This is a genomic window from Ensifer sp. GW101-20A05, assembly GCF_059424735.1.
This window is the reverse complement of record NZ_JBWKZT010000002.1, coordinates 59,389-76,042: the sequence shown is the minus strand read 5'-3', so window position 1 is coordinate 76,042 and position 16,654 is coordinate 59,389. Positions and strand designations below refer to the sequence as shown.

The following is a 16,654-nucleotide window of genomic DNA, read 5'->3' as shown; positions in this document are numbered from 1 at the left end:
CGGCATCAATAGTACATCAGTGGGCATCTGGGTCACCAGCCGAACGTGTCAGCGTGGCGGATGTTCCATTCTTCGCTTCAGATCCCGTGCAGAACCTGCGTTGCCTTGACGGCGGCCGATGCCCGGTTCTCGACGCCGAGCTTCACATAGATCTGTTCCAGATGCTTGGTTACTGTGCGCGCGCTCAGGCCGAGGATCTCGCCGATGTCGCGGTTCGCCTTGCCCTTGGCGATCCACAGAAGCACCTCGGATTCCCGCTGCGTCAGCGCGAAGTGCTGGCGCAGCATTTCGTCGTCCGTCAGCCGGTTCTCGGCCGTCAGGCGGAAGAGATATTCATTCGGGCCGATGCCGCCGAGATAGGATATCTGCAGGCCCGCTTGGCCGGGTTGGTCGAGCGTGAAGCTCTCTTCGGGCGATGACGGCCCGCGGGTGCGGTTATCCATCCAGCGCGCTATGCGTTTCGTGACCGTGCTCAGTCCATCGTCACGGCCGGTTGCGGCATTGACGAGGCGGGTTGCCTGCGGCGTCGACCAGCAGATGCTGCCATCTGCGCGCACAGCCAGGAGATGGCGCCCGGCCGCATCGAGCGCGACGCGGGCGCTCTGGGCGGAGCGCGCGTTGGAGAGATGGACGCGGATGCGTGCCCGGAGCTCGTCGATGTTGATAGGCTTCGTCAGATAGTCGACGCCGCCGGCTTCAAGGGCGCGGACAACATGCTCGGTCTCGGTCAATCCGGTCATGAACAGTACCGGCGTCTGGCCGACGGCGGCGTTGGCCTTGAGGCGCCGGCAGGTTTCGAACCCGTCCATGCCCGGCATGACCGCGTCAAGCAGAATGACGTCGGGAGTAATGCGCTCCGCGATCGAAAGCGCGGCGTTGCCCGACGTTGCGATCAGCGCGGAGAAGCCCGATTGCTCCAGCGCTTCGGTCAGGAAGCCGAGAGCTTCCGGCGAATCATCGACGAGCAGAACGATGTCGCGGCGGTCATAGGTATCAGCCACGGGCGTCGCCTCCTTCTTGGGTGTCGTTCCTGAGGAAGGCGTCGTAGCCGGAAAGATCGAAGGCCTGCACATAGGTCCGCGCCTCCTCGACAAAGGATTGGTGTTCGGGTGCCAGCGCGATCTCCGTCAATTTGGCCTCGATGCCCCTGATGTAACCGATCTCGCCGAGGCGGATCAGTTCCTGCACATGATGGAGGTCCGGACGCGTCATCGACCGGACCGTTGGCGCGGCATGCGGCGGCTGTTCCTCGTCTTCGTGGATCCAGGTGAGGTCAAGATGCACCGCAAGTTTGTCGACGAGTTGGCCGACGACGAAGGGTTTGGCGAGCGTGTCGTTGTGGCCGGTGAAGGCGCCGGTGGTCGAGCCGTCGCCGATATTGGCCGACAGCATGATGATCGGCGCCGTTTGTCCTGCTTCACGCAGCCTGGCGGCGAGTTCCCAGCCGTTCATGCCCGGCATCGAGATGTCGATCAGGAAGAGGTCAGGGCTGACGTCCGCAAGGAGGGACAGGCAATCGGCCCCGGATGGGATGGCGAAGACCGTGAAATCCATGGGCACCAGGATCTCGCGCATCAACGTGCGATGATCGGCATTGTCGTCGACGACGACGATCGTGCGCCGCGAGCCGAGATAGGAAGTGACGCGCCGGACGGGTGCCGCGAGCGCCGGACGGTCGACGGCCGAAAGCATCAGCCGGACGCGGAAGGTGGTGCCTTTGCCAAGCGTGCTCGTGACGGCGATTTCGCCGCCGAGCGTCTGCGTCAAAAGCCGGGTGATCGTCAGGCCCAGCCCGAGGCCTGGCATGCTGCCTTGATGCTCGGCCTCGCCGCGCTGGAAAGGGTCGAAGATGCGCGGCAGGTCCTTGTCAGCAATGCCACGACCGCTATCGATAACGGTGAAGGTCGCCACCTGGCTTCGATAGGCGACATCCAGGCGGATGCCGCCGCGCTCCGTGAATTTCAGTGCGTTGGAGAGAAGGTTGACGAGGATCTGGCGCAGGCGCTTCTCGTCGGTTTTCACATAACGCGGCAGGCTGGCGGCGCGCTCGTGCTCAAAGGCGATGCCTTTTGCCTGCGCCTGCGGCCGGAACATTTCGACGATCTGGTCGAGGAAATCGAAAATGTTGATCTCGTTGGAATAGACCTGCAGCTTGCCGGCCTCGATCTTGGAGATATCCAGCAGCCCGTCTATCAGGCCGGAGAGATGGTCGGCGCTGCGCTTGATGACCTTGATCGCGCCCTGTCGCGCCGGCGGAATGGTCTCGTCGCGCTCCAGCACCTGGGCGTAGCCGAGCACGGCGTTGAGCGGCGTTCTGAGCTCATGGCTGAGGCCGACGACATAGCGGCTCTTGGCGCGATTGGCGGCTTCCGCAGTTTCTTTTGCCTGCTGCAGGGCGGCGTCCGTCTTCTTGTGGGCGGCGATTTCTTTCAGCAGCAGCGTGTTCTGGCGGGAGGATTCTTCTTCGGCCACCACGCGGCTGTCATGGGCGAGCACATAGAACCAGGAGACGATGCCCGCGAGCACGGCGAAGACAAAGAAGACGACGGCGACGGTACGCTCGACCACCGCGGCGACCTCTGGGGATGATCCGGCCGTCTGGTGGGCGATCATAGCCAAAATCAGGCCGATGCCGGCGATCGACAAAACGGCGGAGATCGCGTAGCGGCCGAGACGGGTCGCCAGCTTTTCGGTGATCGCGCTGGGCAGCAGGGTGTTGGCAACGGTCGCGACCTGGGCGTTGAAACGCGCCTTCGGCTTGCACATGTCGTGGCAGCGGCTGTCGAGCGAGCAGCAGAGCGAGCAGATCGGCGCCGCATAGGCCGGGCACCAGGCCATGTCCTCCGGTTCGAACGGATGTTCGCAGATCGAGCAGGTGATCTCGGTCTTGCTGGCCCAGCTCCGGCGTGGCTTGCGGGCGAGGTAGAACTTGCCGTCGGTACCCCAGGCAATCAACGGCGAGGCGATGAAAGCCACAACGAGTGCGATATAGGGTGCGAGCGAAGCGGCGATGTCGCCGAATACGCCGAAATGCGCCGTCAGCGCCACCGTCGCCGAAATCGCCATGGCGCCGAGGCCGACCGGGTTGATGTCGTAGAGATGCGCGCGCTTGAATTCGATACCGGGCGGCGATAGGCCAAGCGGCTTGTTGATGAAGAGGTCGGCCGAAATCGTGCAGAGCCAGGCCATGGCGATGATCGAAAAGACGCCGAGCGTTTCCTCGAGCAGCCGATAGATGCCGAGTTCCATCAGAAGAAGCGCGATCGCGACGTTGAAGATGAGCCAGACGACGCGGCCCGGATGGCTGTGCGTCAGCCGCGAAAAGAAGTTCGACCAGGCGAGCGACCCGGCATAGGCGTTCATCACGTTGATCTTCAGCTGCGAGACGACGACGAAGGCGACCATCAGCAGGAGGGCTGCCGTTTCCGACGGGATCATGTAGCCGAAGGCGGTGTAGTACATCTGCGCCGGATCGGCCGCCCTGGTCGAGGGCACGCCGGCAGAAAGCGCCAGAACCACGAGGAAGGAGCCGGCGAGCAGTTTCGGCGCGCCGACGAGCACCCAGCCGGAGCCGGCAAGAAAGATGGCGATGCGGTGATGCAGCTTGCGCTGGCCGTCCGGCGGCAGAAAACGCAGGAAGTCGACCTGCTCGCCGATCTGCGCCATCAGCGCGAAGATCACGGCCGATGCCGCCCCGAATTCGACGAGATCGAAAGGGGCGATCGTACCGGGCGGCCCTGATGCGTGATGAATGCCGGAATAGGCAAGCCAGGCGCCGACTTTTTCCCAATCGGCAAAGGCGATGAACGCGAAGGGCAGGATATTGAGAACGATCCAGAAGGGCTGGGTCACGAGCTGGAACTTGCTGATCAGCCGCACGCCGTGGGTGACGAGTGGGATGACCATGACGGCACTGACGATGTAGCCGATCCACAAGGGGATGCCGAGTGCGAGTTCGAGCGCTCCCGACATGATAGAGGCCTCGATCGCAAAGAGGATGAAGGTGAAGCTCGCATAGATCAGCGAGGTCAGCGTCGAGCCGATATAGCCGAAGCTGGCGCCGCGGGTCAGAAGATCGATGTCGACGCCGTGGCGGATGGCATAACGGCTGATCGGCAGCCCAACCGTCAGGATCATCAGGCTCGCGACCAGGATCGCGACGATTGCGTTGGTGGTGCCATAGGACATGGTGATCGCGCCGCCGATCGCTTCCAGCGCCAGAAAGGAGATCGCGCCAATCGCCGTCTGGGAAATGCGTTCGGAGGAAAAGCGTCGCGCGCTCTTGGCGGTGAAGCGCAGCGCATAGTCTTCCAGCGTCTGGTTTGCGACCCAGCGATTGTATTCACGCCGAACGGGGATAATGCGCTGGCGTGCCGCCATGGGGTTCCTAACGTGCCGTCGAGGGAGGTCCTGCCTTTTTTCTTAGCACGGTTGTTTTCTGCTTAAAATTACTGCAACGGTGAAAATGTGCGGTGCAGCAAAGAAAAAGCGCGACCAGCGGATTCGGCTATGGGGATAGCCGAATGCGGTGATCCGGGCGCATTTGAGGTCTGATGGTCTCGGCGGTCAGGCGGGGATGCAATAAACCGGATTGCTGATGGCGCGGCGAACCGTGCGCTGCGCGAGATCGTCATTGGAGAGTTGCCACGGCAGGCTATTTCCGGGCAGCGCCTCGCGGAAAGCAGCGACGATGGCGTCTCGGCTCGCGAACGCGACGATCTCGGCTCGCAGGAAAATCGACGGCGAACCCATATAGTGGCCCGTCCAGTCGTCTGCCTCGATCATCTGCTCCCCGACGATGCCGGAGGCATCGAGCCACAGGAGTTTGTCGCCCTTGGCGCCGCGAACCAAAGCCTCTGCCGCAACTTGCCCGGTGACGGTCGATCCCATGGGCTGGCCGTTGGCGGTGAGTTCCAGATGCGGTCCCGTTGGGCCTTCGGTGACATAGCAGTGGCCGGATTTCATCGCGCCGAGCACGGCCTCTTCCGAAAGTTCTTCGAGAAAGAGCACCGTCGTCGGGCGGGCGAGCACGAGCGGGCCCTCCGGCATCAGTCGCGCCGGCTGATGGAAGTCGCTGCCGCCGATCGCCGAGATCTTCAGACCGGAGGCCAGCCGCTGCTGGTAGCGCTCCAGCGATACCCAGTTCCAGGCAAGCCAATGGGATTGCCAGACCTCCATGCAGTCGATCTTGGGCAGGTCGTAATCCCAGGGGATGGTCGGCTTGTCGTGGTTGATCGACAGCAGTCCGCCGCGCTCATGCACGAGACGTTCGAGCGTATGGGCATGCTCGGGCCTGGTCATGCGGAAATCGATCCAGTCGTCGACGCCGAAGACATTGGCGTGGCCGACGGCGGTGGTGATTTCCATGGCGCGGATGAAGACGAGGTCGGCGGAGGAATGCGGATGGAAGTAGCGCCGCTGGGTTATGGTGTTGTGGTCGGCGACCGCCAGGAAGTCGAGCCCTGCCTGTCGCGCGGCGGCGTGCAGCAGTTCCGGGGAACCGGCCGCATCCGAATGGAACGTGTGGCAATGAAGGTCGCCGCGATACCAGCCGGCCCCCTTGCGGACCGGAAACTGTCGCGACGGCTGCGGCGCGATCGCACGCCGGCTGCTGTCATGGTCTACGATCACCAGCACGTCGACGCCGTCTTCGGGGACTTTATAGAGACCCAACATGACCTTCCACCGCCCGGAGGGTATCTCGCCATGGATGTAGCCGGGGGTGGCGTCGTCGGTGGCGACGAAAAAGTGGTCGCGCGCGCCGCCGCTCCAGCCGCGAAATCCCTGATCGGTCGGATAGTCGGTTGCGCGCGGGTCAAGCACGCCGAGATCGATGATGCACTGCTCCGACTTCGGATAGCTCAGCGTCACGTCGATCCGCGTCACGCCCTCAGGTACATCGAAGGGGACGTAGAAATAGGGATCGGCCGCCTGATCCCTGCGGGTGATCCTCGCGGAAAATTCCAACATAGCGGCCTCAGCGCTCGTCGGCTGCGGGAATGCGCGCGCCGGTGTCGTCAAAGAGGGTGACGTGCCTGGCGTCAAAGGCGAGGTGCACGGAGGTTCCGACCTTGATTTCGTCATCGGTGAAAATGCGCGCCGTGACGCGGCCGTTGTCGCCGCGCTCGAGCGTAACGAGGCTTTCCGGCCCCATGTTCTCGTTGGCGAAGAGCTCGCCGGAAAGAATGTTGTGGTCGGTGGCGCCGGCGATGCGTAGGTGCTCCGGGCGCACGCCAAGCGTCATCTTGCCTGATCTCGCCGCCTTGGCGACGGCGTCGGTGAGTTCGATCGGCGCAACCTGAAGTCCGTCGGCGCGCAGATGCAGCGCGCCGTCGCCTACGGACGCCTCGACCGGAACCAGGTTCATCGGCGGGTTGCCGACGAAATTGGCGACGAAAGTGGTCGCCGGCCGGCGATAAATCTCGATCGGCGGGGCGAATTGCACGATCCGTCCCTTGTCCATGACGGCGATGCGGGTCGCGAGCGCCATCGCTTCCGCCTGGTCGTGGGTGACGTAAACGGCAGTCATGCCCATGTCGCGCTGCAGATGGTTGAGGAAGCCGCGGGCTTCGAGCCGGAGCTTCGCGTCGAGGTTCGAGAGCGGTTCGTCGAAGAGATAGACTTCGCTCGGATAGACCAGTGCGCGGGCGAGCGACGTGCGCTGCTGCTGGCCGCCGGAAATCTGGCTCGGCAACCGCTTCAGAAGGTCGCCGATCTTGAGCACGTCGGCCACATCCTTTGCCCGGGCATGACGCTTGGTTTCGGCCTCGCCGCGCACCTTCAGCGGATAGGCGATGTTGTCGGCGATGTTCATGTGCGGATAGAGCGCATAGTCCTGGAAGACCATGGAAATGCCGCGGTCCTTCGGATGCAGATAGGTGACGTCCCTGCCGCCGATCATCACCCGGCCGGAGCTTGGCGTTTCGAGACCCGCGATCATGCGCAAGCTCGTCGTCTTGCCGCAGCCCGACGGGCCGAGCAGGCAGATGAACTCGCCGTCGGCGATCTGGAAGCTGATGTCGGGCACGGCGACGAAGGCGCCGAAGGTCTTGGAGATGTTCTGGAATTCGACAGAGGCCATGACAGATTTCCGATTACGACTTGATGCCACCGAAGAACCGGAAACCGAATTTCCAATTCACGAAGAGATAGAGGGCGATGACGGGCAGCGAATAGATCAGCGAGTAGGCAGCCAGCAGCGTGACGATTGGTGTGCCGGCCTCCGAATAGAAGGAGTAGATCGCGACGGATGCCGGCATCAGCTTGTCGCTGCGCAACAGGATGAAGGGGATGAGGAAGCTGCCCCAGATGTTGACGAAGGCCCAGACGACAACCACGACGATGCCCGGCCGGATGACCGGCAGCGCGACATCGAAAAAGGCCTGGAGCGGCGAGGCGCCGGCGACCATCGCGCTCTCCTCATAGGAGCGCGGGATGGCGTCGATGAAGTCCCTGAGAATGAACATCGCTGTCGGCAGCAGCCCGCCGGCAAAGACGAGGATGACGGCGAGATGAGTATCGATGAGGCCCGCGGCCGAGATGATCAGGAAGATCGGCACCATCGCGGCCGAGCCCGAAACGACTGACGAGAACAGCAGCAGGATATAGGTGACCGCGCCCTTGCCCGGGATCGGCGAGCGCGACAGCGCATAGGCCGCAAGCGTAGCCGCTCCACCGACCAGCACCACGCCGCCTGCTGCCTGGATGAGGCTGTTTAACAGCGCCTGCATGGCGAAAGTGTTCTGGAAGACGGTCGCGAAATTCGAGAGCGTGAAGGGCGAGGGGATGGCGAGCCCGAGTTCGGCCCGCGCATTGAAGGGCGCGAAGATGAACCAGACGAGCGGCAGCGCGAAGACCGTGCCGAGGAAGGTGGCGGCAGCGGAGAAGACCGTGCGCCTTACGAAGATGTTGGGAGCTTTGCGCATCATTCCGCCTCCACCGGCTTCTTGTAGGCAAGGCGAAGGTAGATGAGCGCGAATGCCAGGTTGATCAGCATGATGACGACGCCGACGGCGGCCCCCTTGCCGAACTCGAAGTCCTTGAAGGCGATGCGGTAGGTGTAGATCGAGAGGATTTCGGTACGGTAGGACGGACCGCCATGGGTGAGCAGGAACGGCGTGAAAACGTTGAAGGTCCACATGGTAATGAGGATCAGATCGGTCACGACGTGGCCGCGGATCAGCGGCAGCGCGATGTCACGCAGCTTCTGCCAGGAGGTGGCGCCGGCGACGTCGGCGGCTTGAAAGTAGCTCGGCGGGATCGACTGGAAGGCCGAATTAAACAGCATCATCGAGAAGGCGGCACCCCGCCAGGTGTTGAAGAACACGATCACCCAGAAGGGCTGCTGCAGCAGCCAGTCGCCGGGCGGCAGGCCGAGGCCGCGCAGGATCATGTTGAGCGTGCCGTTGTCGTAGTCGAGAAAGGCAAACCAGGCGAAGCCGATCACCACTTCTGGCAGGATCCAGGCGGCAATGACTGCCGTCTGCAGGAAGGACTTGAGTGTGGGCGTCACCGACTGGCTGAGCCAGGCGAGCAGCAGGCCGAGGAGCGCCTGGCCGATCAGCGCCGAGAGCAGCACGAACTGGATCGTCAGGATCAGCGAAAACCCGAACTGGCCGCGGGTAAAGAAGGTCGCCGGATTGAAGAGCGCGAAATAGTTCTGCAGGCCGACGAAATCGGGGTCGACGGCCGTGCGGCCGAGCAGTGTGCGGTTGGTGAAGGAAACGAAAATCACCCAGAAGAAGGGAACGATGACGAAGACCCCGACGAGGGCCGTGGCCGGAGCCAGGAAAAGCGCGCCGGCGCGCGTCGAAAGCAGGGAGAATTTCTTCATGCGCGTTTCATGCCCATATCCTGGATCGGGAGCCCGGCCACGGATGGCAGCCGGGCGCTCTGTCGTTGGATCGAAGCGGGATGAGGGCCCCGTTGCGGCCACATCCCGCATTGGCTTTAGAGAGTGCTGACGGTGTTTTCTTCGCCGACGATGGCGATGACGGCCGCCTTGTACTGGGCCATCGCGTCCTCAGGCGAGAGCTCGCCGGAAACGACGCTTTCGGTCATGCGCTGGATCTCGGTCGAGACCTTGTTGTAATTGGCGTCGTTCGGACGGGCCGTGGTGATCGGCAGCAGCGTCGTTGCCGTTTCCGTCAGGAACGGCGAGTTCGGGATCGCCACGTCGTCGCGGATACGGATGGCGGGCTGGATTTCCTGGAACGCGTCGAGCTGCTCCTTGCTGTTCATGAACGAGAGCAGCGCCCAGGATTCGACAGGCGCGTCCGTATGCGGATTGATGACGAAGCCGGTGCCGCCGGACATCGTGACGAAATCCTGGCCGCGTAAGCCCTTTCCGGGTGCTGCGGCGGGCATCTTCTTCCAGGTCATGGTGTTGTCGCGATCGGCGACGGCGAATTCGGCGCCGGGTGCTGTGACCGAGCGATAGAACCAGTCGCCCTCGACGAGCATCGCAGTCTTGCCATCGCGGAAATTGGCGAAGGTGCGGTTGCGGCCGTCGGCAAGCAGCTGCGCGCGCTGGTCGCCGAGCTTGTCGTCGACATAGATGGTCTTGTAGAGCTTCAGCGTGTCGAGGATGCCCTGGCTCGACACGATATATTTGCCGCTGTCGTCGGTGACCTGTTCGCCGGTGCCGAGCAGCGCCATCCAGTAGCCCTGCATCGTGGTCGCCTCGCCCATGGAGACGCCGGCGTTGAGCTGCAACGGGAAGCTGTCGGGGGCCGCCTCCTTGATCTTGCGGGCGGCGTCGAGCAACTCATCCCAAGACTTCGGCTGCCAGCTGTCGGCATCGAGGCCGGCCGATTTGAAGAGGTCCTTGCGCACGAAGATCATGCGGGCGTCGGTGCCGAGCGCGATGCCATAGGGCTTGCCCTGGTAGCTCATCAGCGCCTTGGTGCCGTCGGAGATATGCTGCCAGCCCTCCCACTTCGGAACGTCTGGGCCGGCCACTTCCTCGAGCGACTTCAGGAGATTGCCCTGGACGAAGCTCGGGATCAGGAAGCCGTCGAAGCCGGAGACATCAGGGCCGGCGCCGGTGGAGAAATCGAGCGCGAGCTGCTGCGTCAGCTGCTCGTCCTCGCCGCCGAACTGGGTGAGCTTGACGGTGACGTCCTTGCCTTCGGCCTTCATCTTCTCGGTAAAGGCCGGAATGACCTTCTTTTCGATCCACTCGGCCATGCCGCTGTTTACGCCGCCGATGATGCAGCGGCAGGTGATGTTGAGTTCGGTGGCGCTCACGGGCGCGGCAAAGGCGATGGCCGCGGCTGCGCTGAGCAATAGGGAATGAAACCTGGTACGCATGTTTTCTCCTCCCGGTCGATCCTCTCAAGGACCCATGTGTCTGGCTGCGACAGTCCGGTCCTCCTCCAGGTCCGCTGTCCCGACGACGATCAAGAATGAACACGCTTTCATCTTTGTCAACACGGACCAGGTGTTCTTTCTGCGATTGTCGGGAGAATTTCTATTCCACTTGACGAAATCGGCGAGTTGTCCTCTTTTGTGAGTGAACACGTTTTCATTTTGTGACGGATAGATGAACGATCGCGCCGAAAAGAAAGCTGCCCGAGCCACCGCAGACCAGGTGGCGCGCGCGGCCAATGTCTCCCGTGTCGCGGTGTCCCGGGCCTTCAACCCGAACGCCTCGCTGAAGCCGGAAAAACGTGACCGCATTCTCAAGGTGGCGCGCGAGTTAAACTACACGCCCGACATGGCGGCGCGTTCGCTGGTTACCGGACGTTCGCACCTCGTCGGCATGATCGTGCCTGATGTCTGCAGTCCCTGGGAGAGCCAGGAGATCGACGCGTTGACGACGGCGCTGCAGGCGGAGGGCTTTGCCACGCTGCTCTTCAAGGCCAAGGCTGATTTCAGCATGGATCCGCGCCTGCTCACCTATATGCGCGGCTTCAATCCGGATTCGGTGATCGCCTTTACCGAAAACATCCTGCCCGATGTGCTCTGCGGCTTTCTCGACCGCGCCGTGCCGGTCTACGTGATCTACGACGACGTGAAGCAGTTTGCAGGCGCCGCATCCGGCACACTCTATGACCGGCTGCTCGTCCGGCAGAAAAACGGCATCGAACAGGCGGTGGCCCTGCTTCAGGGCTATGGCGCGCGCCGCATCGCCTATCTCGGCGGCAAGGCGCAGTCGCTCGCCAATGCCGAGCGCGAGCGCACGCTCAGAGAAACGTTATCCGAACGCGGCATGGATGCGCCGATCCTGCTTGCCGGGGACTACACCTATGACACCGCCTACCAGGCGACGCTTGATCTGTTCCGGATCGGCGAGGGCGCCGATGCGATCTTTGCGGCCAATGACGTCGGCGCCTTCGGCGCGATCGACGCGCTGCGCCACGAGCTCGGGCTTTCGGTGCCTGAGGACGTCAAGGTCGTCGGTTTCGACGACATCCCGCAGGCGCACTGGAAGAGCTACAACCTCACCACCGTGCGCATCGACCTCGAAGAGCGCGTGCGTGCGCTCGTCCGCCTCATCCTGATGCGGCTTCGTGCGCCCGATGCCGAGCCGTTTACCGAGACACTCAACACCCGCCTGATCGTGCGGGGCACCGTCGGCTGAAGGTAGCGAACATGACCAAAAAACGCATCCACGTCGTCTTCAAGACCCATCTCGACATCGGCTTTACCGATCACGCCGAGAAGATCCGAAAGCAGTATCACGAGCGCTTCATTCCGCAGGCGATCGAAACCGGCGCACACTTCTACAATGAGAACCCGGACGAGCCGCTGTTCGTCTGGACGACGGGCGCCTGGCTGATCTGGGATCACCTGAATTCTCGCTCGAAGGAAGAGGTCGCGCGGCTGGAGCAGGCGATCGAGCGCGGCCTGATCCGCTGGCACGCGCTGCCGTTCACGACGCATACGGAGTTGATGTCGCCGGACCTTTTTCGCACCGGGCTTTCCTATGCGCAGGAGCTCGACCGCCGCTTCGGCCTGAAGACGATCGCCGCCAAGATGACCGACGTGCCCGGCCATACGCTCGGCATGGTGCCGCTCTTGGCGCAAGCCGGCGTACGCTTCTTGCACATCGGCGTGAACTCGGCATCGCCGCCGCCGGAAATCCCTGACGTTTACCGCTGGCGGGCGCCTGATGGCGCGGAAATCGTCGTCATGTACCAGCGCTCCTACGGCGAGACTTATTTCCCGGAGGGGATTTCCGACGGCCTGAGCTTCGCCCATACGAGCGACAATATCGGACCGCAGAGCGTGTCGCAGACGGCCGAAGCCTATCGCGAGATCCTGAAGCACGAGCCCGGCGCCAGCGTGCGCGCGGCGACGCTTGAGGACTACGGCGCATTGATGTGGGAGGCACGCGAGCGCTTCCCGGTCGTGGAAAAGGAACTCGGCGATAGCTGGATCCACGGCAGCGGCACCGATCCGGAAAAGATCTCCCGCTATCTCGCACTGCAGCGGCTCTACGGTCGCTTCGCTGAGGAGCGGATGACGGCGAGCCGTCAGGCCTTCGGGCGCAAGCTGGCGCTGGTTGCCGAACACACCTGCGGCGTCGATATCAAATCTTTCCTGCGCGACGAAAAGGCCTGGGCGCGCCCGGCTTTCGAGGCGGCGCGAAAGACGGATCCTCGTTTCCACTATACGGAGGCATCCTGGGCGGAGCAGCGCGCCTATCTCGACCAGGCCGTTGCGGAGCTGGATGCGGAGGATGCCGCGCGCGCCGAAGCGGCGCTTGCCGAACTTGCCGTTTCGCCGCGGCCCGAACCTGGCAGTGCTGCAGCAAGACTTGAAGTTGGCGGCTGGGTCATCGACCTCGATCCGGTAACGGGCGACGTTGCCGCGCTGACAGCGCCCGACGGTCGAACGATCCGCGGCGCCAACGGCTCGCTGATCGCCTATCGCTACGAAAGTTATGATGCCGGCGATGTGCGCCGTCACATGGATACCTACCTGACGCATTGGATGGACTGGGCGGTGCTCGATCATGACAAGCCCGGGCTTGCCCAGGTCGCGGAGGCCCGTTCGCAAACCTATTCACCTAAGCTTCGGGGCACGACGGCGACGTCGATCGTCGCGGCAATGCCGGCCGAGGCGGTCGAGCAATTCGGCGCACCGGCTGAGATCGCCATTGAATTCTCCGGCGGGAAGGACGGCCTCGATATCCGGCTGACGCTCTACGGCAAGAATGCCAACCGTATGCCGGAAGCAAGCTTCCTGTCGTTCACACCCGAGGGGCGCTCTGAGTGGATCGTGCGCAAGATGGGGCTCTGGCACGCGACCGACAATTTCGCCCGTGCCGGCGGTGCCCAACTTCAGGCGGTCACGGCCGTCCGGGGGACGCACGAAGCAGGCGCAGAGCTGATGGTCGAGAACCTCGATACGCCGCTGGTAGCACCTCAAGCATGGCCGTTCATGGCCTTCTGCAAGGATCTGCCCGATTATTCCGCCGGCATCCGTTTCAACATCCATAACAACAAATGGGGCACCAACTTTCCCATGTGGTGGGGCGGCGATTTCACGACGCGCTTCAGGCTCAGCCTCGGTGGCCGGTAAGCGACGAGGCATGGACTATCCCGTGCGGGCGTCGGAATCGGTTGATTGGAAAACCGGTCTCCTGAGAGCGGTTTGCATGGCGCCGCTCCCATAGGGGGACGTCGACGCGGCGGACATGCCTGCGGCGTGGCGGGGCAGATACCAGACATCGACAGGGAGCCTGCGACCGGGTAGCGAGACGTCGTTCTGCGCCAGCCAGTTGGCGGGCGGAACGGGGGCCCGGAGGCGCGCCATCAGCGCGGCCGATACCACCAGTGGCGCGTCCAGCGATTTGGACAGGCTTTCCAGGCGCTGGGCGACATTGACCGCATCGCCGATGACCGTGAATTCGCTGTGGCAACCGCTGTCCAGCACGCCGCCGACCACCTTACCGTAATGCAGGCCGATGCCGGCATCGAGGGCGGGCTGGCCGTTTAGCGCATTGTGGTTCTTCCAGTCGTTGAGCGCGTCGACGAGATCAAGCGCGCAGGCCATCGCCCGGTCTGCGTCGTCGTCCATGGGCCTCGGCTGGCCGAAGACGGCCATCACACCGTCGCCAATGAATTTGTCCACCGTGCCGCCATGCTCGAAGATCGTCTGCGAGACGAGCTGACGATACTCCGCCAGGACGAAGGCGAGTTCAGGAGCAGGGGCTATCTCGGAAAACAGGGTGAAATCGCGCAGGTCGACGAACATGATCGCAGCGTCTCGGCGTTCGAGGCCAAGCGCATCGCCTTTTTCCTGCAGCGCCGAGACCACCAGCGGCGAGAAAAACCGGGAGAGGTTCTGGCGTCGTTGATCCGCTTTTAGCGCTTCCTTGCGGGTGCGGTCGTGATCGCGCGCGAGAAGATAGATGGCAAAGGCAGTGAAACCGAAGCTGACGGTCAGGCCGAGATCCTGGTTGAAGAACGATCCGAGCAGGGAAAGCGTGCCGGCGGCCTGATGCCTCGCGGCGGTCGTTGCGAGCATCGCCACCCAGGCAACGAGCACGATGCTTGAAAAGATGAGAACGAGCCGACGTTCGAGCTTCAGGCCGACATGGACGAGCAGGATAAAGGCGACGACCAGGCCCGTGGTCGTCAGATTGTGGTTTTCCGTCACCGGCCCGGCAAGAATATGCGCGTAGAGGAGCAGCGCGACCAACACGGCGTCGAGGACCACGAAAAAGGTCTTCAGCCACGAACGGCCAGGCAGGTAGCGGGCCGTCGCCACGGAGGCGATGCTGATCGCGAGATAGCTGACGACGACGATCGCGTGCATCCATTCTGCGCCCTCGTTGCCGCCGAGCAGGAGGTTTGCGAGCAGGATGGCGAAAGCGACGAAGCGAAGCAGGATCGAACGCATTTCGCGGGCGAAGTCCCAATGGGGATGCAATGAAGACGTCATGCCTGTCGGCCCCGAGATTTGAAACACCCTGCCCCCCGCGCAAGCACGACCGTTGCTGTCGTTGCCAGCCCTTGCTGACAGTCGATTCGCGTCGATTCCGTGACGCGATTGCGCGGTCCGATGCCGTTGGCGTGTCTGGTTCTAGAGCTTCCAACGGTGGCAAGGTCAAGCATGACGGCGCAATTGTGCGTGAGCTTCGGCCTTCCCGTCGTCGGCCGTTCCTCTTTGCCCCCGGCGCCTACGTAGAATGACGTATGTGCAGTGCAGCGTGGCTGTCCGATGATCCCCTCAAGCAACGGCTAAAAAGCACCGAAGGCCTTGTTGCTCCAGAACGAGAGGGGTTCCATCAGATGAATATCAAGGCAAGCGTCACCGGCGCATTCCTGGCTGCCGTCCTGTCGACGACGGCGTTCAACGGCGCCTTCGCCGCCGATGACACGATCAAGGTCGGCATCCTGCATTCGCTTTCCGGCACCATGGCGATCTCCGAGACGACGCTGAAAGATGCCATGCTGATGCTGATCGACGAGCAGAACAAGAAGGGCGGCCTGCTCGGCAAGAAGCTCGAAGCCGTCGTCGTCGACCCGGCGTCCGATTGGCCGCTCTTTGCCGAAAAGGCGCGCGAGCTGGTCTCGGTCGACAAGGTTTCGGCGGTCTTCGGCTGCTGGACTTCGGTGTCGCGCAAGTCGGTCCTGCCGGTGTTTGAGGAGCTCAATTCGATCCTCTTCTATCCGGTCCAGTACGAGGGCGAGGAAAGCCAGCGCAACGTCTTCTATACCGGTGCCGCGCCGAACCAGCAGGCGATCCCGGCCGTCGATTATCTGATGGCGAACGAAAGCGTCGAGCGCTGGGTGCTCGCCGGCACCGACTATGTCTATCCACGCACGACCAACAAGATCCTCGAGGCCTATCTCATCTCCAAGGGCGTGAAACCCGAGGATATCATGATCAACTACACGCCCTTCGGCCATTCCGATTGGCAGACGATCGTCTCCGACATCAAGAAGTTCGGTTCGGCCGGCAAGAAGACCGCCGTCGTCTCAACCATCAACGGCGATGCCAACGTACCCTTCTACAAGGAACTGGCGAACCAGGGCGTGAAGGCTGAGGATATCCCGGTCGTCGCCTTCTCGGTTGGCGAAGAGGAACTCGCCGGCCTCGATACCACTCCGCTTGTCGGGCATCTGGCGGCGTGGAACTATTTCCAGTCGGTCGACACGCCGGCCAATGCCGAGTTCATCAAGACCTGGAAGGCCTATACCAAGAACGACAAGCGCGTGACCAACGACCCGATGGAAGCGCATTATATCGGCTTCAACATGTGGCTGAAGGCAGTGGAGAAGGCAGGCACCACTGATACCGACGCCGTTCTCGACGCGATGATCGGCGTCTCCGTGCCGAACCTCTCGGGCGGCTATTCGACGATGATGCCAAACCACCACATTACCAAGCCGGTGCTGATCGGCGAGATCCAGGGCGACGGCCAGTTCGAGACCGTCTGGGAAACCCCCGGCCTCGTCGTCGGCGACGAATGGTCCGACTATCTGCCCGACTCCAAGGACCTGATCTCCGATTGGCGCGCGCCGATGTCGTGCGGCAACTTCAACGTCGCCACCGGCAAGTGCGGCGGCAAAGGCTCCTGATTTCATCACCGAGTCATAGACCGGGCGGGCAGTCCGCCCGGCCAATCCTTGCATGACGAAATCCGGGGGCAAGCATCCCTCCGTCCGATGATGCGGCCGGGCGGAGGGATCTTAAC

The 16,654-nt window shown here is 62.8% G+C and carries 11 protein-coding genes; 3 read left to right on the top strand and 8 right to left on the bottom strand.

Features of this window, described 5'->3' with window-relative positions; all coding sequences use genetic code 11:
* Positions 1-77: 77 nt before the first annotated feature.
* From AC070A_RS05455 to AC070A_RS05425, 7 genes are all read right to left on the bottom strand, one after another.
* Positions 78-1,001: a response regulator gene (locus AC070A_RS05455; protein WP_492383738.1), complete on the bottom strand. Its 924-nt coding sequence runs from the start codon at positions 999-1,001 to the stop codon at positions 78-80.
* Positions 994-4,380, bottom strand: coding sequence for an ATP-binding protein (locus AC070A_RS05450; RefSeq protein ID WP_113480176.1), 3,387 nt, complete (start codon positions 4,378-4,380; stop codon positions 994-996). Before AC070A_RS05450 ends, AC070A_RS05455 begins: the two co-directional genes overlap by 8 nt.
* A gap of 186 nt (positions 4,381-4,566) precedes the next feature.
* Positions 4,567-5,970 (bottom strand): CehA/McbA family metallohydrolase, encoded by a 1,404-nt coding sequence (locus AC070A_RS05445; RefSeq protein ID WP_113480175.1) that lies wholly within the window; start codon positions 5,968-5,970, stop codon positions 4,567-4,569.
* Positions 5,971-5,977: 7 nt separating this feature from the next.
* The gene (locus AC070A_RS05440; RefSeq protein WP_057251756.1) at positions 5,978-7,081 is read right to left on the bottom strand and encodes an ABC transporter ATP-binding protein; all 1,104 of its coding nucleotides are present in this window, start codon (positions 7,079-7,081) and stop codon (positions 5,978-5,980) included.
* A gap of 13 nt (positions 7,082-7,094) precedes the next feature.
* Positions 7,095-7,925, bottom strand: a complete 831-nt coding sequence (locus tag AC070A_RS05435) for a carbohydrate ABC transporter permease (RefSeq protein ID WP_058329818.1) — start codon at positions 7,923-7,925, stop codon at positions 7,095-7,097.
* Positions 7,925-8,833 (bottom strand): carbohydrate ABC transporter permease, encoded by a 909-nt coding sequence (locus tag AC070A_RS05430; protein ID WP_113480173.1) that lies wholly within the window; start codon positions 8,831-8,833, stop codon positions 7,925-7,927. The genes AC070A_RS05435 and AC070A_RS05430 overlap by 1 nt, the downstream gene beginning before the upstream one ends.
* Positions 8,834-8,949: 116 nt before the next feature.
* On the bottom strand, positions 8,950-10,311 hold the full coding sequence (locus tag AC070A_RS05425; protein ID WP_058329820.1) for an extracellular solute-binding protein: 1,362 nt from the start codon (positions 10,309-10,311) through the stop codon (positions 8,950-8,952).
* 232 nt (positions 10,312-10,543) lie between these two features.
* Here AC070A_RS05425 and AC070A_RS05420 point away from each other — a divergent pair, with 232 nt between their 5' ends.
* Positions 10,544-11,584: a LacI family DNA-binding transcriptional regulator gene (locus AC070A_RS05420; RefSeq protein ID WP_113480172.1), complete on the top strand. Its 1,041-nt coding sequence runs from the start codon at positions 10,544-10,546 to the stop codon at positions 11,582-11,584.
* Between the two features lie 11 nt (positions 11,585-11,595).
* Positions 11,596-13,530 (top strand): DUF5054 domain-containing protein, encoded by a 1,935-nt coding sequence (locus tag AC070A_RS05415; protein ID WP_113480171.1) that lies wholly within the window; start codon positions 11,596-11,598, stop codon positions 13,528-13,530.
* 15 nt (positions 13,531-13,545) lie between these two features.
* Here AC070A_RS05415 and AC070A_RS05410 read toward each other — a convergent pair whose 3' ends face one another.
* Complete coding sequence (locus AC070A_RS05410) at positions 13,546-14,895, bottom strand: adenylate/guanylate cyclase domain-containing protein (protein WP_113480170.1); 1,350 nt, start codon at positions 14,893-14,895, stop codon at positions 13,546-13,548.
* Positions 14,896-15,245: 350 nt separating this feature from the next.
* Here AC070A_RS05410 and urtA point away from each other — a divergent pair, with 350 nt between their 5' ends.
* Positions 15,246-16,538, top strand: a complete 1,293-nt coding sequence (gene urtA / locus AC070A_RS05405; RefSeq protein WP_057251750.1) for an urea ABC transporter substrate-binding protein — start codon at positions 15,246-15,248, stop codon at positions 16,536-16,538.
* The last annotated feature ends 116 nt before the right edge of the window (positions 16,539-16,654 follow it).

Coding starts and splice junctions, on each gene's coding strand:
- AC070A_RS05450 (WP_113480176.1), bottom strand. CDS start 4,380: ATGGCGGCACGCCAGCGCATTATCCCCGTTCGGCGTGAATACAATCGC.
- AC070A_RS05445 (WP_113480175.1), bottom strand. CDS start 5,970: ATGTTGGAATTTTCCGCGAGGATCACCCGCAGGGATCAGGCGGCCGAT.
- AC070A_RS05440 (WP_057251756.1), bottom strand. CDS start 7,081: ATGGCCTCTGTCGAATTCCAGAACATCTCCAAGACCTTCGGCGCCTTC.
- AC070A_RS05435 (WP_058329818.1), bottom strand. CDS start 7,925: ATGCGCAAAGCTCCCAACATCTTCGTAAGGCGCACGGTCTTCTCCGCT.
- AC070A_RS05430 (WP_113480173.1), bottom strand. CDS start 8,833: ATGAAGAAATTCTCCCTGCTTTCGACGCGCGCCGGCGCGCTTTTCCTG.
- AC070A_RS05425 (WP_058329820.1), bottom strand. CDS start 10,311: ATGCGTACCAGGTTTCATTCCCTATTGCTCAGCGCAGCCGCGGCCATC.
- AC070A_RS05420 (WP_113480172.1), top strand. CDS start 10,544: ATGAACGATCGCGCCGAAAAGAAAGCTGCCCGAGCCACCGCAGACCAG.
- AC070A_RS05415 (WP_113480171.1), top strand. CDS start 11,596: ATGACCAAAAAACGCATCCACGTCGTCTTCAAGACCCATCTCGACATC.
- AC070A_RS05410 (WP_113480170.1), bottom strand. CDS start 14,895: ATGACGTCTTCATTGCATCCCCATTGGGACTTCGCCCGCGAAATGCGT.
- urtA (WP_057251750.1), top strand. CDS start 15,246: ATGAATATCAAGGCAAGCGTCACCGGCGCATTCCTGGCTGCCGTCCTG.